Here is an 18,563-nt window from a genome sequence, read left to right on the forward strand (position 1 = left end):
CTGGTCGGGCGGCACGTTAAAACGATGATACCCAGATGTCAACAGCAAGTCTATTCCGCAAGGAAACAGTGTTGCTTTAAGGGAAGTGTTGCCAGGGGAGTGGATGGCGCGCCTGCCTGGCGCACCATCGGGGAACACTGCGGTTTTAGGTGTTGGCCGGGCGGGCCTTGGTCGGTGGCGTGCCCATCACCTGGCTTTTATACGCCCACACCAGCAGCACGATGGCGCCGACGATCATCGGCAGCGACAGCATCTGGCCCGACGTGATCGGCACGCCCAGCCACACGACTTCCCAGTCCGGCGTGCGGAAGTATTCCGTGAAGAAACGCGCGCAGCCGTACAGCAGGGTGAACATGGCGCCGACGGCCATGCGCGGGCGCTGCTTGCGCGCATACAGCCACAGGATGATGAACACCAGAATGCCGTCGACCAGCATCTGGTAGAGGGGCGATGGGTGGACGGGATACGGGATGCCTGGCCATTGCATGGCCCATGGCAAGCTCTCCGGCGCGATGCGGCCCGGCAGTTCGGCATTGATGAAGTTGCCCAGGCGGCCGGCAGCATAGCCGAGCGGCACCAGCGGGGCGATGAAGTCGAGCACGTCGAACAGGTTGCGGCCCGCCTTGCGGCTCCACAGATACATGGCCAGGATGACGCCGAGGAAGCCGCCATGGAAGGACATGCCGCCATGCCACACCATGAAGATTTCCAGCGGGTTGTGCATGAAATATTCGGGGCGGTAGAACAGCACTTCGCCCAGGCGCCCGCCGATCACCACGCCCAGCATGCCGTAAAACAGCATGTCATCGAGGTCTTCCTTCTTCCAGCCCAGCACGGCGATATGCGGCTGCTTGATGCGCACGCGGCCCAGGATAATGAACAGGGCGAAGGCCAGCACATACATCAGGCCGTACCAGTGCACGGCGAGCGGGCCGATCTGGATGGCTATCGGGTCGGGCATCGGGTGTATCAGCATGGGGTTTCTTTCTTTGTTTAAAGCCAAGGTTGCGTAGTATGGGGGCGCTGGCGGTTTTTTGCCTTAGCGGCCACTTAATTTAACTGGCGCTAGCGCAGATCTGTTTGCGCAACAGCGCCAGGAAACCCTGCAGCACGGCGGACGGATTGTCGCGGCGCCAGGCCAGGCCCGTTTCCACCAGTGGCGTGGCGTCCTGCAGCGGCCTGTATTCTACGCCCGGGCGCATCAGATTCGATACCGATTGTGGCACAAGCGCGATGCCCATGCCAGCCGAGACGAGGCTGACGATGGTTTGCATCTGGATCGCTTCCTGGCCGATTTGCGGCGTGATGCCGGCCGCGCGGAACACGCCGAGGATGGCGTCATGCAGGGCGGGAGAAATCGCGCGCGGGAAAATGATCAAAGGCAGGCCGGGCAGGTCGCGCAGGCGCACGGGGCCCGGTGCAGTCAGGATGTCGAGGCCGGACGGCGCGGCCAGCACCAGCGGTTCGGCCAGCACGGGCAGATAATCGAGCTCGCCCTTCGCCTTCTCGGGCAACGGCGGGATCAACAGGCCCGCATCCGTGCGCCCGGCCAGCAATTCATCGAGCTGCAGGTCGGAAGTGGCTTCTTGCAGGGCAATCTGCACTTGCGGATAGGCAGCCTGGTAAGCGCGCAGCAGTGGCGGCAGCACGCTGTAGTCGGCCGAGGAGACAAACGCCAGGCTCAAGCGTCCCGCCGCGCCCTGCGCGGCCCGCCGTACCAGCGCGGGTAGATCGAGCGCCTGCGCCAGCAGCCGACGCGCTTCGGGCAGCAGGGCGCTGCCTGCCGGCGTCAGCTGCACCTCGCGGCGCGTGCGCAGGAACAGTGGCGCGCCCAGCAATTCTTCCAGGGCCATGATGGTTTGCGACAGGGGCGGCTGCGTCATGTGCAGGCGCAAGGCGGCGCGGCCGAAGTGCAATTCCTCGGCGACGGTGACGAAATAGCGCAGCTGGCGCAGTTCGAGATTCATATGCGTTTCCATGTGGAATAAGTTCTGTGATATGCAAAACGACTCACAGACACGTGCATCATATATTTGACAGTGGGGCGTGCGCAAGGCAATCTGGCGTACCCCCACTGTATGCAGGGTTTTACTGCAAACCCGCACAGTCAGGCACCAACACTTTTGGAAGGTCCATCATGCCGCAATACCGCTCCCGCACCACCACCCACGGCCGTAACATGGCTGGCGCCCGCGCCCTGTGGCGCGCCACCGGCATGAAGGACGGCGACTTCGACAAGCCGATCATCGCCGTCGTCAACTCGTTCACGCAATTCGTGCCCGGTCACGTGCATCTGAAGGACCTGGGACAGATGGTAGCGCGCGAAATCGAGGCGGCAGGCGGCGTGGCCAAGGAATTCAACACCATTGCCGTCGATGACGGCATCGCCATGGGCCACGGCGGCATGCTGTATTCGCTGCCCTCGCGCGACCTGATCGCCGACTCCGTCGAATACATGGTCAATGCCCACTGCGCCGACGCCATGGTGTGCATCTCGAATTGCGACAAGATCACGCCGGGCATGCTGATGGCCGCCATGCGCATCAATATCCCCGTCGTTTTCATTTCCGGTGGCCCGATGGAAGCGGGCAAGGTCGTCAAGGTCGTCAACGGCACGCAGAAGATCATCAAGCTGGACCTGGTCGACGCCATGATCAAGGCGGGCGACAGCAGCGTGTCCGACGCCGACGTGGCTGAAATCGAACGCTCGGCCTGCCCGACTTGCGGCTCCTGCTCCGGCATGTTTACGGCCAACTCGATGAATTGCCTGACCGAGGCGCTGGGCCTGGCCCTGCCCGGCAATGGCACCATCCTGGCCACGCACTCGGACCGCCAGCAACTGTTCCTGCGCGCGGGCCGCCTGATCGTGGAACTGGCCAAGCGCCACTACGAGCAGGATGATTATTCGGTGCTGCCCCGTTCCGTCGCCACCAAGGCCGCATTTGAAAACGCCATGGCGCTCGACGTCTCCATGGGCGGCTCGACCAACACCGTGCTGCACTTGCTGGCCGCCGCCCACGAGGCGGAAGTGGAATTCACCATGGCCGACATCGACCGCATTTCGCGCAAGGTACCGTGCCTGTGCAAGGTGGCGCCCATGACGGACAAATACCATATCGAAGACGTGCACCGCGCCGGCGGCATCGTCGGCATCCTGGGCGAACTGGCGCGCGCCGGCCTGCTCAACACGACCCTGCCGACCATCCACGCGCCTACCCTGGCCGACGCCATCGCGCAAAACGACATCATGTGCACGGACAACCCGGCCGTGCATGAACTGTTCCGCGCCGCACCGGGCGGCGTGCCGACGCAGACGGCGTTCTCGCAGTCGGAGCGCTTCGCTGCCGTCGACACGGATCGCAGCACGGGCTGCATCCGCGACAAGGCCCACGCGTATTCGCAGGATGGCGGCCTGGCCGTCCTGTACGGCAACCTGGCCGAGAAGGGCTGCATTGTCAAGACGGCCGGTGTCGATGAAAGCATTTTGAAATTCTCGGGCAAGGCGCGCGTCTTCGAAAGCCAGGATGCGGCCGTCGCTGCCATCCTGGAAGACACCGTGCATGAAGGCGACGTCGTCATCATCCGCTACGAAGGTCCGAAAGGCGGCCCTGGCATGCAGGAGATGCTGTACCCGACCTCGTACATCAAGTCCAAGGGCCTGGGCAAGGCTTGCGCGCTGTTCACGGACGGGCGCTTCTCCGGCGGTTCCTCGGGCCTGGTGATCGGCCACGCCTCGCCGGAAGCGGCCGAAGGCGGCGCCATCGGCCTGGTGGAAGAGGGCGACTTCATCGACATCGACATCCCCGAGCGCCGCATCAACCTGCGCGTGACGGACGCTGACCTGGCTGCGCGCCGCGCCGCCATGGAAGCGAAGGGCGATGCGGCCTGGCTGCCCGTCAACCGCGAGCGCTACGTGTCGCAGGCGCTGCAGGCGTATGCGGCCTTGACGACGTCGGCCGACCGCGGCGCCGTGCGCGATTTGTCGCAGCTGAAGAAACGCTGATTTGTTGTGTAAGTGCGACGGCCAGCCCCGTTTGAGCGTGTGGGGCCGCCTGTCGTTACATCGCCTTACAAACAACATGGTCAGGCGCGCGCAGATGGGGCAGAATATGAGTGCCTAATCGCTACTACATTGCGTTACTACATTGAAACGCTTGATCTGGGCTCGTGGTGCATCTGCGGAAACACAGTAAAATGCCGCAGGAAGTAACTTTGGAGAAAAGACAATGAAACGTTTTATGTTGGTGAGTGTATTGGCCGTTTCGGCTCTGGCATCGCAAGCGGCGTTGGCCAATCCTGATTTGGCGAAAGCCAAGAATTGCATGGCTTGCCATGCGGTGAGCACGAAGCTGGTCGGTCCTGCGTATAAAGACGTGGCGGCCAAGTATGCCGGCCAAAAAGATGCGGAAGCCAAGCTCGTGGCGAAAGTCATGAAGGGCGGTTCCGGCACCTGGGGCGCGATCCCGATGCCAGCCAACCCGCAAGTGAGCGAGGCGGAAGCCCACACCCTGGTCAAATGGGTATTGGCACAGAAATAATCTGTGCCGCAGTACTTGCAATTAGCGCGCCGGCAATCCCGGCGCATTTTTTTTGCCTGCTGCCTGCAAATTCCCCATGCCTTCCAGGGTCGCCCGCACCGCCTCATCGAGCGGCGTATGCGCCTCCTGGCCCAGCACGGCCAGCAGTTGCGCGTTGTCCATCTGCAGCGGGGTTTGCCATAAATAGCGCATCTCGCGCATTTCACGCAGGGTTGCCACGAAGGGTGACGCCAGCGCCAGCAGCCACCAGGGAAAGCGCCGTATGACCGGTGGCGCACCCGTGGCCTGTTCCACCACGCGGGCAATCGCGCCCGTCATTTGCCGGCCGTCATGGTCCCAGTGGCCGGCCATGTGAAAGCGCGCAAACGCGGGCAAGGTGGTGCGGATGGCCAGCAATTGCAGCATGGTGCGCGCCACATCGGGCAGGTAAGACCACTGGTGGCCCACGCCGGGTGCGCCCGGATACAGCACGCTGCGCACGCTTGGGCCCGGTTTCACCAGGCCCTGCGAAAACCAGTTGTTGCCGGCGCGCGGGCCGAAGAAGTCGCCTGCACGCACGATCAGCACCCTGGCGCCTTGCGTGCTGGCCCGTTCCAGGCGCGCTTCCAGTTCGACGCGGATGGCGCCCTTGCGCGTGAGCGGACGTTGCGGCGCGTCTTCTGCCAATACAGGAAAGGCATCGGGGCCAAAGTTGTACACGGTGCCAGGCAGCACGATGGTGGCGCCTTCGGCGATGGCGGCCGCAATCGTGTTGTCGAGCATGGGCAGCACCAGCCGGCCCCAGTGGCGGTAGCCGGGCGGGTTGACGGCGTGCACGATGACGGCGCAGCCTTTGGCTGCTGCCAGCACGTCCGCGCGCGACAGCGCGTCGCCGCGCAGCCATTCGAGCTTATCCCCCCGTGGCGATGGCGTCTCTCCCCGCGTCAAGGCGCGCACCTGCCAGCCCGCCGCCAATAGCTGGCGCAGCATCTCGCCGCCGATGCCGCCCGTGGCGCCCAGTACCAATGCCGTTTTGTCCATATTACCCTCCGTGTGGTTGATTGCGCCAGTATCTGCCACGCAGGGCCAATTGGGAATTGACGAACATCGAGCACAGGCTATACATTTATGCATGACCACCTCCATCGCCTGGGAATACTACCGCTCGCTGCTGGCCGTGCTGAAGCACGGCTCGCTGTCCGGCGCGGCCCGCGCGCTGGCCATCACGCAGCCCACCGTCGGGCGGCATATCGCCGCGCTGGAGCAGGCGCTGGGCGTGACCCTGTTTACCCGTTCCCAGTCGGGCTTGCTACCCACGCAAGTGGCCCTGGCGCTGCGGCCCCATGCGGAAACCATGGAACACACGGCGGCCCTGATGCAGCGCGCCGCCAGCAGCCAGGGGCAGGACGTGGCCGGCGTCGTGCGCATCGCGGCCAGCGAGGTGGTGGGCGTGGAAGTGCTGCCGCCTATCCTGACCCGATTGCGCGCGCGCCATCCGGGATTGATCATTGAATTAGTATTGAGCAACAAGGTGCAGGATTTGCTACGCCGGGAAGCGGACATTGCCGTACGCATGCTGCGGCCCCGCCAGGAGCAACTGGTGGCGCGCAAGGTGGGCGATATCGAACTGGGCCTGCATGCACACGCGCAATACCTGGCGCGCCATGGCGTGCCGGCAGGATTGCCTGATCTGGCGCAGCATGCCGTCATCGGCTATGACGAAGCGAGTCCCTTCGTGCGCAACGCGGGCGCGGCCTTTCAGGGTTTTGAGCGGGAAAACTTTGCCTGGCGCAGCGACAGCGACCTGGCGCAACTGGCCCTGATACGCGCTGGCGCCGGCATAGGCGTGTGCCAGGTGGCGCTGGCGGCGCGCGATCCTGCCCTGCAACGCGTGTTGCCGCAGGTATTTTCGCTGCCGATGGAAACCTGGGTCACCATGCATGCAGACTTGCGCGGCAGCCTGCGCTGCCGCGCCACCTTCGACGCACTGGTCGAAGGCTTGCAGGCTTATGTGGCCGAACAGCCGCTTACTTGACGACTTCCATTTTGGTCTTCTTGCCATCCCTGTAGGTGAACAAGGTCAGCGCGCCATCCTTGATGTCGCCATTCGCATCGAACGAGATCGGGCCCGTCACGCCCTGGTAGTGCACCTTGGCCAGGAAAGGCAGGTAGACGGACGGTTTCGACGATTTGGCATCGGCCATGGCGGTGGCCATGGTCATCACGGCGTCGTACACATACGGCGCGTACAGCTGCACTTCCATATTGTATTTCTGCTTGTAGCGGGCGCGGAAATCGTCCATGCCTTTCTGCTGCGCACCCGTCACGCCGCCCGCTTCTGCGCAGGTGACCATGTCTTCGCCCACGGCGTCGCCCGCCAGCTTGCCCAGCGGCTCCGTGCACAGGCCATCGCCACCCATGAATTTGGCCTTGATGCCGAGTGCCTTCATCTGGCGCAGCATGGGGCCGCCCACGGAATCCATGCCGCCAAAGAAGATCAGGTCGGGATTTTTCGACTTGATGCTGGTCAGAATGGCATTGAAGTCCGTCGCGTTGGCATTGGTAAATTCCTTGCCGACGATTTGCACGCCAGGCGCCGCCTTCTTGGCGCCTTTGACGAACTGTTCCGCCACGCCCTGGCCATAAGCCGTGCGGTCATCGATGACGGCGATTTTCTTGGCATGCAGCTTGCCCACGGCATACGCACCGAGGGTGCCGCCCAGCTTGTTGTCATTGGCGACGACGCGGAAGGCCGTGTTGAATTTCTGCTGGGTATATGTCGGGTTGGTGGCGGCCGGCGAAATCTGCGGAATGCCGGCATTGAAGTAAATGCGCGAGGCCGGTATCGTCGTGCCCGAGTTCAGGTGGCCGACCACGCCGTTGACCTTGGCGTCGACGAGCTTTTGCGCCACGGCCGTGCCCTGCTTGGGGTCGGCTGCGTCATCTTCGGGCACCAGCACGAATTTCACGACTTTGCCATCGATCTTGAAGCCTTTGGCGTTCAAATCTTCGATCGCCATCTTGGCCGCGTTCTCATTATCCTTGCCCAGGTGCGAACTGGCGCCAGAGACCGGGGCGACGTGGCCTATCTTGATGATTTCCTGTGCGCCCGCATGGCCGGCAAAGGCGAGGGCCAGGGCGAGAGGAAGGACTTTGGTCTTGAGCAGCATAAACATTCTCCAATGGATAAAGATACGGCGGCGTCTCGTGAAAACCGCTTCGAATGGCGGTACGTGTGAAGAAAGGTACAACAAAAAACAGGCGGCGCAAAGCCGCATTTGGGGCTTTTTGCATTTTGTCGCAACAATCACCAAAGTGAGGCGCGATGCACCGATTTCGCAGGCGCGCGCGCACCAAAGAATGGCGTTGGGAGGGGCAAGGGTGTAAGGGGGGATGCTGGGGTCAGACCCGTCGGGTCTGACCCCGGATTTTTGCCGGTGGGCGAAATGGTGTCAACGACAGGCGTGCGCTTACTGTACAGGTGGATGCAAATGTCCCAGTTCATGGCTGACCGCATGCGCGACGATCTGTTCCAGCGATTGCTGCAAGTCTGCGCGCAATGCTCCCCGCATGCCGATCAGGGCGTTTTGCAGTGCCGTTTGCAGGACGTGGGCGATGCGCTCTTCCAGCAGATGGTCGATCTTGCCTTGCACCTGATGCAGGATGCGCTGTGTCAGCCGCTCTTCGATGGCATCCCAGTCGGGCTGTGCTACGCTCGGTGGCAGCGCTGGCGCTTCCTCGACGGCAGGCGCTAGCGGCTGTGGCGCCGCCGGCACTTCCGGCCCCAGCAGTACCTCCGTCAGCAGGGGGATGCCCTGGTCGAAAGGCTGTTGGCTCATGTCTTGCCTGCCACGACGTGGGTCGGCTGGACGTTCTGCTGGCGGTAATGCAGGAAGCGCTGGCGGCCTGCCTGCGCATCTTGCTCATCCATGGAGACGATTTCGAAGACGCGCTGGAATTGCGCATAGTTGGGCGGCGGCAACTGCGACAGGTTGACGAGGATGTCGTGGTGCGGCAACTCCGCCGCCGCGTCATCGGTCAGGATGATGGGCGTTTGCGCCGCCAGCGGGTCGCCGGCCAGCACGTGCGGCAGGAAATCCGTGGCGGAAATGGTCCACATGGCGCTGTTCAAGGCGTCGAGCTGGGCGCTGTCGGCTGCCAGCACGACGACCTTGTTGCCCGCCATATAGGCCTTGCGCGCCAGGCGGCAGGCATACGCCAGCTTGTCCGGCACGTTGCTGTGAAAATCGACGCGGCTCATGGCGATCAAGCGGCCATGCCGCTGTGGCGCAGCAGGGCGTCGATCGAGGGTTCGCGGCCGCGGAAGGCCGTGAACGATTCCAGCGCGGGCCGCGAGCCGCCGACGGACAAGATTTCCTGCAGGTAACGCTTGCCGGCCGCCGTGGTGGCGGCAGGCCCCAGCGCGCGGGCTTCCTCGAAGGCAGCATAGGCGTCGGCGGACAGTACTTCGGCCCATTTGTAGCTGTAGTAGCCTGCCGCGTAGCCGCCTGCAAAGATATGCCCGAAGGCATTCTGGAAGCGGTTGAACGGGGGCGGGATGAGCAGCGAAAACTTGGCGCGCACGCCGTCGATCAGCTGCTGCACGCTCTGGCCCGTGCCGGCATCGTAGTCATAGTGCAAATGCATGTCGAGCAAAGAGAACTCCACCTGGCGCAGGGTTTGCAAGCCGGACTGGAAATTCTTGGCTGCCAGCATCTTGTCGTACAGCGCGCGCGGCAACGGTGCGCCCGTGACGGCATGCGCCGTCATGTGTTCGAGCACATCCCATTCCCAGCAGAAGTTTTCCATGAATTGCGATGGCAGTTCCACGGCATCCCATTCGACGCCGGCGATGCCCGACACGCCCAGCTCGTCGACGACCGTCAGCATATGGTGTAGGCCGTGGCCGAATTCGTGGAATAGGGTGATCACTTCATCGTGGGTAAACAGGGCAGGCTGGGTCTTGCCGTCGAGCACGGCCGGTTGCGTGAAGTTGCAGGTCAGGTAGGCGATCGGCGTTTGCACTAGACTAGCGTCGGCACGGCGCCCGCGCGCGTCGTCCATCCAGGCGCCGCCGCTCTTGCCCGCGCGCGCATACAGGTCGAGGTAGAACTGGCCCACCAGCTGGCCGTCACGTTCGATGCGGTAAAAACGCACGTCCGGGTGCCAGACGGGCGCCGTATCGGGCTTGATCTCGACCGCAAACAGATTCTGGATCTGGCGGAACAAGCCGTCGATCACCTTGTGTTCAGGGAAATATTGCTTCACTTCCTGGGCCGAGAACGCGTAGCGGCGTTCCTGCAGTTTTTCGGAGGCGTAAGGCACGTCCCACGCTTGCAGCTCGTCTATGCCCAGTTCTTCGCGGGCGAATTGTTTCAGTTCTGCCAGGTCCTTCTCGGCGAACGGGCGCGCGCGTTTCGCCAGGTCTTCCAGGAAAGCGATGACTTGCGCGGGCGAGGTGGCCATTTTGGACACCAGCGACACTTCGGCGAAATTGGCGTAACCGAGCAGTTTTGCCTCTTCGTCGCGCAGCTGCAGCAAGGTAACGATGTTTTGGGTATTGTCCCACTCGTCCTTCTTGCTGAAGACCTCGCCCTGCTCCGATGCCTTGGTGGCGTTGGCGCGGTAGATGGTTTCGCGCAGCGCGCGCTTGTCGGCAAACTGCAGGATCGGGTAATAAGAGGGAAAGTGCAGCGAGAATTCATAGCCCGCTTTGCCGGCCTTTTCGGCGGCGGCGCGCGCGGCGGCCTTCACGTCGTCGGGCAAGCCTGCGAGATCAGCTTCATTGTCGACCAGCAACTTGTAATCATTGGTGGCGTCGAGCACGTTTTCGGAAAAGCGCGTGGAGACGGCCGCGTGTTCTTCCTGGATAGCGCCAAAGCGCTCTTTCTTGTCCTCGGGCAATTCGGCACCGCCCAGGCGGAAGTCGCGCACGGCATTGTCGACGATGCGCCGGCGCGCCGGCGACAGCTTGGCAAACGCGGCGCTGCCTTGCAATTGCTTGTATTTGCCGAAGAGGATGTCGTTCTGGCCCAGCTCGGTCCAGAATTCCGTCACCTTGGGCTGGTTGGCATTGTAGGCGGCGCGCAGCTCGGGCGTATCGACCACGCTATTAAGATGGTTGACGATGCTCCAGGCGCGGCCCAGGGTTTCGGCGATCTGATCCTGGGGCGCGACGAAGTTTTCCCAGCTCACTTCTTCCATCGGCGCTTCCAGCTGCGCCACGGTGGCGCGCGCCTGGGCCAAAAGGGTATCGATGGCAGGCGTGACATGCTCGTGCGTGATCGCGTCGAAGCGTGGCAGTCCGGAAAAATCAAGCAGGGGATTGGTATTCATCGTCGCTTCCATATATTAAAAGGGGCGTTCGTGCCGCCCCGGTGTTTTTACACGCGCTCGGCGGCCTCGACCGTGTTCATGAGCAACATGGTGATCGTCATCGGACCCACGCCACCGGGCACGGGCGTGATGTGCGACGCGACTTCCTTGATGCCGGCAAAATCCACGTCGCCACACAACTTGCCTTCATCGTCGCGGTTCATGCCCACGTCGATGACGATGGCGCCCGGTTTGACCATGTCGGCCGTCAGGGTGTTGCGGCGGCCAACGGCGGCCACGACCACGTCTGCCTGGCGCGTGTACAGGCCCAGGTCCGGGGTCGCACTATGGCAGATGGTGACGGTAGCGTTCGCTTGCAAGAGCAGTAGGGCCATCGGCTTGCCGACGGTGTTGCTGCGGCCGATGACGACGGCGTGCTTGCCGCGCAAGTCGACGCCCGTGCTTTCGATCAATTTCATGCAGCCGTACGGCGTGCATGGGCGGAAGCCTGGCAAGCCCGTCATCAGTTCGCCGGCGCTCAGGACGGAATAGCCATCCACGTCTTTCGTCGTGGCGATCGCTTCGATGACCTTGTGCGGGTTGATGTGCTTGGGCAAGGGCATTTGCACGAGGATGCCGTGGATGGCCGGGTCGGCGTTCAGGCTGGCGATGCGCGCCAGCAAGTCCGCTTCGGACAGGTCCGCTTCATATTTTTCCAGCACCGAGTGGAAACCCACGTCGCCGCAGGCCTTGACCTTGTTGCGGACATACACCTGGCTGGCCGGGTCTTCGCCGACGAGGATCACGGCCAGGCCGGGCTGGGTGCCCTTGGCCGTGAGGGCGGCGGCGCGCGTGGCGATCTCGCTGCGCAGTTTTTGGGAAAGGGCGATTCCGTCGATCAGTTGTGCTGGCATGGTAGGGAGGCTGAGAGCTGTGGGAGGGAAAAGACAGATTATAAAGCCGGGCGGCGCAAAGGGGCGGTTTTGGCGCCAATGCCGTAACGTTAAAAAGCGGGCCGGAGACGCGGGCCTGAGAAAATGCCGATGGCGGCGTTGCAGCTCCTTGCCGTACTGGCGTACCGTCTGCGTCGCCGCGCCTTGCCCTCGACATTTTTCAGGCCCGCTTGGCCCGGTATGCCTGTGCGGACGACTGGGGTGTTAATTCGGTTTGCTGGTGTGCTCGTGGAGCAGGGACGGCCAGGGCATGCAAGTTTTCCGGTTTCGCCGCTATTTGCTACTTTGCTCACCCTAATTTCCGGGCAGACTTTGCGGCACTGCAGCATAAATTCCATAGGGTGATTTCATAATGTGAAATGCTATATCGTAATTTGAAAAATAGTAAATACGCTGTTAGAATCCCCACACTAAACCGACTTAATAGTAAATAATCAGCGAAATACCGTCCGACAGCGATCCGGAAAATCGGGGTGGGGCGTTCACAAAGGAGACTCAACAGATGTCAGCTCAACTGAACCAGGTAACGACACAGATCGGCACCGACCCGGATATGCAGGAAACCAAGGAGTGGCTGGACGCGCTCGAAGCCGTTCTGGAAAATGAAGGCCCGGAACGCGCGCATTACCTGATGGAGCGCATGGTTGACCTGGCCCGCCGCCGTGGCGCCCAGATCCCGTTCTCCAGCACCACCGCCTACGTCAATACCATCCCCACCAAGCAAGAAGCACACTGTCCCGGCAACCTGGAATACGAAGAGCGCCTGCGCTCGTGGATGCGCTGGAACGCCATGGCCATGGTGGTCAAGGCCAACCGCGCCGACGGCGACCTGGGTGGCCACCTGTCCTCGTTCGCTTCGCTGGCGAACATGCTGGGCATCGGTTTCAACCACTTCTGGCACGCGCCGACGGCCGACCACGGCGGCGATCTGCTGTACATCCAGGGCCACTCCTCGCCCGGCGTCTATGCGCGTGCCTTCCTCGAAGGCCGTCTCTCCGAAGAGCAAATGCTGAACTTCCGCAAGGAAGTCGACGGCAAGGGCCTGTCCTCGTACCCGCATCCTAAATTGATGCCGGACTTCTGGCAGTTCCCGACCGTGTCGATGGGCCTGGGCCCGCACATGGCGATCTACCAGGCGCGTTTCCTGAAATACCTGCACGCACGCGGCATCGCCAAGACCGACAACCGCAAGATCTGGGCTTTCTGCGGCGATGGCGAAATGGACGAGCCGGAGTCCCTGGGCGCGATCGGCCTGGCCGCACGCGACATGCTCGACAACCTGGTCATCGTGGTCAACTGCAACTTGCAGCGCCTGGACGGCCCGGTGCGCGGCAACACCAAGATCATCCAGGAACTGGAAGGCGAATTCCGTGGCGCCGGCTGGAACGTCGTCAAGGTCATCTGGGGTCCGGGCTGGGACGCCCTGCTGGCGCAAGACAAGGAAGGCATCCTGCAGCGCGTGATGATGGAAACCGTCGACGGCGAATACCAGAACTACAAGGCAAAAGATGGCGCCTACGTGCGCAAGCACTTCTTCGGCAAGCATCCGAAGCTGCTGGAAATGGTTGCCAACATGACGGACGACGACATCTGGCGCCTGACCCGTGGCGGCCATGATCCGCACAAGATCTACGCGGCCTTCAAGATCGCCCAGGAACACAAGGGCCAGCCTACCGTCCTGCTGGTGAAAACCGTCAAGGGCTACGGCATGGGCAAGTCGGGCGAAGCGCGCAACACGGCGCACCAGACGAAAAAACTGGACGACGAAGCCATCCGCGAAATGCGCGACCGCTTCTCGCTGCCTATCCCTGACGACAAGTTGGCCGACATCCCGTTCTTCAAGCCAGCCGACGATGCGCCGGAAATGGTCTACCTGCACGAGCGCCGCAAGGCCCTCGGTGGCTACCTGCCGCAGCGCCGCCAGAAGTCGGAAGAAACCCTGCCTGTGCCTGGCCTGGACGCGTTCAAGAACGTGCTCGAAGCCACGCCTGAAGGCCGCGAAATCTCGACCACGCAAGCCTTCGTGCGCGTCATTTCGACCCTGCTGAAAGACCCTAACCTGGGCCAGCGCGTTGTACCTATTCTGGTCGATGAATCGCGTACCTTCGGCATGGAAGGCCTGTTCCGCCAGATCGGCATCTACAACCCGAAAGGCCAGTTGTACGAGCCGGTCGACAAAGACCAGGTCATGTACTACCGCGAAGACAAAGCTGGCCAGATCCTGCAAGAGGGTATCAACGAAGCGGGCGGCATGAGCTCGTGGATCGCTGCGGCGACGTCGTATTCGACCAACGACCGCATCATGATCCCGTTCTACACCTTCTACTCGATGTTCGGCTTCCAGCGCATCGGCGACCAGGTATGGGCTTCGGCCGACATGCGCGCCCGCGGCTTCCTGATGGGCGGCACGGCTGGCCGTACGACCCTGAACGGCGAAGGTTTGCAGCACGAAGATGGCCACAGCCATATCTTCGCGGCGACCATCCCGACCTGCATGCCGTATGACCCTACCTTCAGCCATGAAGTCGCCGTCATCATCCAGGACGGCCTGCGCCGCATGATCGCCAACCAGGAAGATGTGTTCTACTACATCACGATCATGAACGAGAATTACGCCCAGCCAGGCATCAAGCCAGGCCAGGAAGAAGGCATCCTGAAAGGCATGTACAAGCTGCAGGAAGGACAGGCTGACGCCAAGCTGCGCGTACAACTGATCGGCTGCGGCACCATCCTGCGCGAATCGATCTTCGCCGCCGAGCTGTTGCAAAACGACTGGGGCGTGGCTGCAGACGTGTGGTCGGCGCCGTCGCTGACCCTGGTGGCCCGCGATGGCCAGGATGCAGAACGCTGGAACATGGTCAACCCGTCGAAAGAGCAGCGCGTGCCGTACGTGACATCGCTGTTGCAGGACACGGATGGCCCGATCGTCGCCACGACCGATTACATGCGCGCGTTTGCAGAACAGATCCGCGCCTTCATGCCGAAGGGCCGCACTTATAAAGTGCTGGGCACCGATGGCTTTGGCCGCTCGGACAGCCGCGCCAAGCTGCGCGAGTTCTTCGAAGTGAACCGTTATTATGTCACCGTGGCCGCGTTGAAATCGCTGGCTGACGAAGGCAAGATCGACGTGTCGGTGGTGGAGCAGGCGATTGCCAAGTACGGCATCGACGCAAACAAACCGAATCCGGTGACCCAGTAATCGTTGTGCGGACCCGATGATGCCAGGGCGGTGCGAAAGTGCCGCCCTGGCGTGTGTGCGGGTCCATCTGACAAATAAAATAACGGAGCAAGCTATGAGCATTGTGGAAGTCAAAGTCCCGGATATCGGCGATTTCAAGGAAGTCGAGATCATTGAACTGATGGTCAAGCCAGGCGACACGGTCAAGGTTGACCAGTCCCTGATCACGGTCGAATCGGACAAGGCCAGCATGGAAATTCCATCGAGCCACGCCGGTGTCGTCAAGGAATTGAAAGTCAACGTGGGCGACAAGATCGCCGAAGGTTCGCTGGTCCTGCTGCTGGAAGTGGCGGACGACGCTTCGGTCCCGGCGCCTGCCGCCGCTGCTGCCCCGGCTGCAGCACCTGCCGCTGAAGCCGCCCCCGCTGCTGCCGCGCCAGCACCTGCCGCCGCCCCCGCTGCTGCTGGCGGCCTGGTCGAAGTGACCGTGCCCGATATCGGCGACTTCAAGGAAGTCGAAGTCATCGAACTGATGGTCAAGGTCGGCGATACGATCAAGGTCGAGCAGTCGCTGCTGACGGTCGAATCGGACAAGGCCAGCATGGAAATTCCATCGAGCCACGCCGGTATCGTGAAGGAACTGAAAGTCAAGGTCGGCGACAAGGTTGCCAAGGGTTCGCTGGTACTGGTGGTGGAAACCACCGGTGGCGCTGCTCCTGCTGCCGCACCTGCCGCCGTGCCAGCACAAGCTGCTGCCGCGCCAAGCGCCGTCGTCGCTTCGGCACCGGTCGCCGCTGCTGCCCCGGCACCTGCCGCCGCCGCACCTGCCGTCAACGGCAAGCTGGCGCACGCGTCGCCATCGATCCGCAAGTTCGCGCGCGAACTGGGCGTGGACCTGGCCCGCGTGGGCGGTTCCGGTCCGAAGGGCCGCATTACCCAGGAAGACGTGCAGAACTTCGTCAAGGGCGTGATGTCGGGCGCCGTCGCCGCGCCGAATGCGCCGGTCGCTGCCAAAGGCGGTTCGGGCGTCGGCCTGGACTTGCTGCCATGGCCGTCGCTCGACTTCAGCAAATTCGGCACGACCGAATTGCTGCCACTGTCGCGCATCAAGAAAATCTCGGGTCCGAATTTGCACCGCAACTGGGTCATGATCCCGCACGTCACGCAGTTCGACGAAGCGGACGTGACGGACCTGGAAGCGTTCCGCGTCGATACTAACGCCGCCAATGCGAAGAACAAGGATGCCGCCAAGCTGACCATGCTGGCCTTCGTCATCAAGGCCTCCGTCGCCGCGCTGAAGAAATTCCCGGCGTTTAACGCCTCGCTCGACGCCAAGGGCGAAAACCTGATCCTCAAGCAGTACTACAACATCGGTTTCGCGGCCGACACGCCGAATGGCCTGGTGGTACCCGTGATCAAGGGTGCGGACCAGAAGTCGGTTTCGCAGATCGCCCGCGAAATGACGGAATTGTCGCTGCAGGCGCGCGAAGGCAAGCTGAAACCGGCCGACATGCAGGGCGCCAGCTTCACGATTTCGTCCTTGGGCGGCATCGGCGGCACGCACTTCACGCCTATCGTGAATGCGCCGGAAGTGGCCATCCTGGGCCTGTCGAAAGCCTCGATCAAGCCGGTATGGGATGGCAAGGCCTTCCAGCCACGTTTGATGATGGGCACCTCGCTGTCCTACGACCACCGCGTGGTTGATGGCGCGATGGGCGCGCGATTCTCCGTGTACCTCGGCGAAGTCCTGGCCGACATGCGCAAAATTCTGCTGTAAGGAGCGATTCATGAGCACAGTAGAGGTAAAAGTACCGAATATCGGCGACTTCAAGGAAGTCGAAGTCATCGAACTGATGGTCAAAGTGGGCGACACCATCAAGGTGGACCAGTCCCTGATCACGGTCGAATCGGACAAGGCCAGCATGGAGATTCCGTCGACCCATGCGGGCGTCGTCAAGGAAGTCAAAGTCAAGGTCGGCGACAAGATCGCCGAAGGCAGCGCGCTGCTGGTGGTGGAAGCAGCCCAAGGCGCGGCGGCTGCGCCAGCGGCTGCCGCCGCACCGGCTCCGGCAGCTCCGGCTGCAGCACCTGCAGCTCCTGTCGCCGCCATCCCGGCCGGCAATTACAGCGGCCAGGTCGACATCGATGTCGACATGATGGTGCTGGGCGGCGGTCCTGGCGGCTACTCGGCGGCGTTCCGCGCGGCCGACCTGGGCCTGAGCACCGTGATCGTCGAGCGCTACGCGACCCTGGGCGGCGTGTGCCTGAACGTGGGTTGCATCCCGTCGAAGGCCCTGCTGCACGTCGCTTCCGTCATCGATGAAACGGCGCACATGTCCAACACGGGCGTGACGTTTGCCAAGCCGACGATCGACATCGACCAGGTACGCAAGTACAAGGAAGGCGTCATCTCGAACATGACGGGCGGCCTGGCCGGCATGGCCAAGGCGCGCAAGACGCAAGTCGTCACGGGCGTGGGCCAGTTCCTCAGTGCGAACCACATCGAAGTGACGGCGGCTGACGGTTCGAAAAAGGTCGTGCAGTTCAAGCAAGCCATCATCGCCGCCGGTTCGTCCGTGGTGAAGCTGCCGTTCGTGCCGGAAGACCCGCGCATCGTCGATTCGACGGGCGCGCTGGAATTGCGCCAGATCCCGAAACGCATGCTGGTCATCGGCGGCGGCATCATCGGCCTGGAAATGGCCACCGTGTATTCCACTTTTGGCGCGCGCATCGACGTCGTGGAAATGATGGATGGCCTGATGCAGGGCGCCGACCGCGATGCCGTCAAGGTGTGGCAGAAGTTCAACGAGAAGCGCTTCGACAACATCATGACCAAGACCAAGACGGTCGCCGTCGAGGCACTGCCGGAAGGCATCAAGGTCACGTTCGAAGCGGCAGAAGCGGGTGCCACGGCACCGGCGCCGCAAGTCTACGACCTGGTGCTCGTCGCCGTGGGCCGCAGCCCGAACGGCAAGAAGATCGCCGCCGACAAGGCCGGCGTGAATGTCACCGACCGTGGCTTCATCGAGGTCGACAGCCAGATGCGCACCAACGTGCCGAACATCTTCGCCATCGGCGACCTGGTCGGCCAGCCGATGCTGGCGCACAAGGCCGTGCATGAAGCCCACGTGGCTGCGGAAGCGGCCGCCGGCCAGAAGTCCCATTTCGACGTCAAGGTGATTCCATCGGTCGCCTACACGGACCCGGAAGTGGCATGGGCCGGCATCACGGAAGACGAAGCGAAGGCCAAGGGCATCAAGGTCGAGAAGGGCCACTTCCCGTGGGCCGCCTCGGGCCGCGCCGTGGCCAACGGCCGCGCCGAAGGCTTCACCAAGCTGCTGTTCGATGCGGAAACGCACCGCATCATCGGCGGCACCATCGTCGGCACGCATGCGGGCGACATGATCGGCGAGATCGCGCTGGCCATCGAAATGGGCTGCGACGGCACGGACATCGGCAAGACCATCCACCCGCACCCGACCCTGGGCGAGTCGATCGGGATGGCAGCTGAAGTGTACGAAGGCGTGTGCACGGACTTGCCACCACCACGCAAGCGTTGATGTTGTAGCGCTGTGTCGTAACACTAAAAACCCCGCAAGC

The 18,563-nt window shown here is 62.5% G+C and carries 14 protein-coding genes; 6 read left to right on the forward strand and 8 right to left on the reverse strand.

What is annotated here, in order from left to right:
• Positions 1-145: 145 nt before the first annotated feature.
• Together lgt and K0F85_RS03760 are read right to left on the reverse strand one after the other, a co-directional pair.
• Positions 146-976, reverse strand: a complete 831-nt coding sequence (lgt, locus tag K0F85_RS03755; protein ID WP_219114619.1) for a prolipoprotein diacylglyceryl transferase — start codon at positions 974-976, stop codon at positions 146-148.
• 79 nt (positions 977-1,055) lie between these two features.
• Positions 1,056-1,967, reverse strand: a complete 912-nt coding sequence (locus tag K0F85_RS03760; protein ID WP_219114620.1) for a LysR family transcriptional regulator — start codon at positions 1,965-1,967, stop codon at positions 1,056-1,058.
• Between the two features lie 170 nt (positions 1,968-2,137).
• On the opposite strand from K0F85_RS03760, the gene ilvD reads away from it, so the two are divergent.
• Complete coding sequence (gene ilvD / locus K0F85_RS03765; RefSeq protein ID WP_219114621.1) at positions 2,138-4,003, forward strand: dihydroxy-acid dehydratase; 1,866 nt, start codon at positions 2,138-2,140, stop codon at positions 4,001-4,003.
• Between the two features lie 223 nt (positions 4,004-4,226).
• Positions 4,227-4,538, forward strand: coding sequence for a c-type cytochrome (locus tag K0F85_RS03770; RefSeq protein WP_219114622.1), 312 nt, complete (start codon positions 4,227-4,229; stop codon positions 4,536-4,538).
• A 21-nt stretch (positions 4,539-4,559) separates the two neighbouring features.
• Here K0F85_RS03770 and K0F85_RS03775 read toward each other — a convergent pair whose 3' ends face one another.
• Positions 4,560-5,558: an NAD(P)H-binding protein gene (locus tag K0F85_RS03775; RefSeq protein WP_219114623.1), complete on the reverse strand. Its 999-nt coding sequence runs from the start codon at positions 5,556-5,558 to the stop codon at positions 4,560-4,562.
• A gap of 91 nt (positions 5,559-5,649) precedes the next feature.
• Here K0F85_RS03775 and K0F85_RS03780 point away from each other — a divergent pair, with 91 nt between their 5' ends.
• Entirely contained in the window at positions 5,650-6,552 is a 903-nt protein-coding gene (locus K0F85_RS03780; protein WP_219114624.1) for a LysR family transcriptional regulator, read from the forward strand.
• Here the strand turns inward: K0F85_RS03780 and K0F85_RS03785 are convergent.
• The 5 genes from K0F85_RS03785 to folD form a co-directional block, all read right to left on the reverse strand.
• A complete protein-coding gene (locus tag K0F85_RS03785; protein ID WP_219114625.1) occupies positions 6,545-7,687 on the reverse strand; it encodes a branched-chain amino acid ABC transporter substrate-binding protein in 1,143 nt (380 codons plus the stop codon). The genes K0F85_RS03780 and K0F85_RS03785 overlap by 8 nt on opposite strands.
• Positions 7,688-7,987: 300 nt before the next feature.
• The gene (locus K0F85_RS03790; protein ID WP_219114626.1) at positions 7,988-8,356 is read right to left on the reverse strand and encodes a hypothetical protein; all 369 of its coding nucleotides are present in this window, start codon (positions 8,354-8,356) and stop codon (positions 7,988-7,990) included.
• Entirely contained in the window at positions 8,353-8,778 is a 426-nt protein-coding gene (locus K0F85_RS03795) for a DNA polymerase III subunit chi (RefSeq protein ID WP_219114627.1), read from the reverse strand. The genes K0F85_RS03790 and K0F85_RS03795 overlap by 4 nt, the downstream gene beginning before the upstream one ends.
• Positions 8,779-8,783: 5 nt before the next feature.
• Entirely contained in the window at positions 8,784-10,853 is a 2,070-nt protein-coding gene (locus K0F85_RS03800) for a M3 family metallopeptidase (RefSeq protein WP_219114628.1), read from the reverse strand.
• 47 nt (positions 10,854-10,900) lie between these two features.
• Complete coding sequence (gene folD / locus K0F85_RS03805; RefSeq protein ID WP_219114629.1) at positions 10,901-11,746, reverse strand: bifunctional methylenetetrahydrofolate dehydrogenase/methenyltetrahydrofolate cyclohydrolase FolD; 846 nt, start codon at positions 11,744-11,746, stop codon at positions 10,901-10,903.
• Between the two features lie 541 nt (positions 11,747-12,287).
• Between folD and aceE the strand changes: the two genes are divergently transcribed.
• From aceE to lpdA, 3 genes are all read left to right on the forward strand, one after another.
• Positions 12,288-14,984 carry a pyruvate dehydrogenase (acetyl-transferring), homodimeric type gene (gene aceE, locus K0F85_RS03810; RefSeq protein ID WP_219114630.1) on the forward strand — a complete coding sequence of 899 codons (2,697 nt, stop codon included), beginning with the start codon at positions 12,288-12,290 and terminating at the stop codon, positions 14,982-14,984.
• Positions 14,985-15,078: 94 nt separating this feature from the next.
• Complete coding sequence (aceF, locus tag K0F85_RS03815) at positions 15,079-16,740, forward strand: dihydrolipoyllysine-residue acetyltransferase (RefSeq protein ID WP_219114631.1); 1,662 nt, start codon at positions 15,079-15,081, stop codon at positions 16,738-16,740.
• 10 nt (positions 16,741-16,750) lie between these two features.
• A complete protein-coding gene (gene lpdA, locus K0F85_RS03820) occupies positions 16,751-18,523 on the forward strand; it encodes a dihydrolipoyl dehydrogenase (protein ID WP_219114632.1) in 1,773 nt (590 codons plus the stop codon).
• The last annotated feature ends 40 nt before the right edge of the window (positions 18,524-18,563 follow it).

It is taken from the genome of Janthinobacterium sp. UMAB-56 (assembly GCF_900095265.1).
Lineage (GTDB): Bacteria > Pseudomonadota > Gammaproteobacteria > Burkholderiales > Burkholderiaceae_D > Janthinobacterium.

What these genes read in the sequence shown, in the direction of transcription:
- K0F85_RS03760 (WP_219114620.1), bottom strand. Translation starts at nt 1,967, where the DNA reads ATGAATCTCGAACTGCGCCAGCTGCGCTATTTCGTCACCGTCGCCGAG.
- K0F85_RS03800 (WP_219114628.1), bottom strand. Translation starts at nt 10,853, where the DNA reads ATGAATACCAATCCCCTGCTTGATTTTTCCGGACTGCCACGCTTCGAC.
- K0F85_RS03795 (WP_219114627.1), bottom strand. Translation starts at nt 8,778, where the DNA reads ATGAGCCGCGTCGATTTTCACAGCAACGTGCCGGACAAGCTGGCGTAT.
- lgt (WP_219114619.1), bottom strand. Translation starts at nt 976, where the DNA reads ATGCTGATACACCCGATGCCCGACCCGATAGCCATCCAGATCGGCCCG.
- folD (WP_219114629.1), bottom strand. Translation starts at nt 11,746, where the DNA reads ATGCCAGCACAACTGATCGACGGAATCGCCCTTTCCCAAAAACTGCGC.
- K0F85_RS03785 (WP_219114625.1), bottom strand. Translation starts at nt 7,687, where the DNA reads ATGCTGCTCAAGACCAAAGTCCTTCCTCTCGCCCTGGCCCTCGCCTTT.
- aceF (WP_219114631.1), top strand. Translation starts at nt 15,079, where the DNA reads ATGAGCATTGTGGAAGTCAAAGTCCCGGATATCGGCGATTTCAAGGAA.
- K0F85_RS03775 (WP_219114623.1), bottom strand. Translation starts at nt 5,558, where the DNA reads ATGGACAAAACGGCATTGGTACTGGGCGCCACGGGCGGCATCGGCGGC.
- ilvD (WP_219114621.1), top strand. Translation starts at nt 2,138, where the DNA reads ATGCCGCAATACCGCTCCCGCACCACCACCCACGGCCGTAACATGGCT.
- K0F85_RS03780 (WP_219114624.1), top strand. Translation starts at nt 5,650, where the DNA reads ATGACCACCTCCATCGCCTGGGAATACTACCGCTCGCTGCTGGCCGTG.
- K0F85_RS03790 (WP_219114626.1), bottom strand. Translation starts at nt 8,356, where the DNA reads ATGAGCCAACAGCCTTTCGACCAGGGCATCCCCCTGCTGACGGAGGTA.
- K0F85_RS03770 (WP_219114622.1), top strand. Translation starts at nt 4,227, where the DNA reads ATGAAACGTTTTATGTTGGTGAGTGTATTGGCCGTTTCGGCTCTGGCA.
- aceE (WP_219114630.1), top strand. Translation starts at nt 12,288, where the DNA reads ATGTCAGCTCAACTGAACCAGGTAACGACACAGATCGGCACCGACCCG.
- lpdA (WP_219114632.1), top strand. Translation starts at nt 16,751, where the DNA reads ATGAGCACAGTAGAGGTAAAAGTACCGAATATCGGCGACTTCAAGGAA.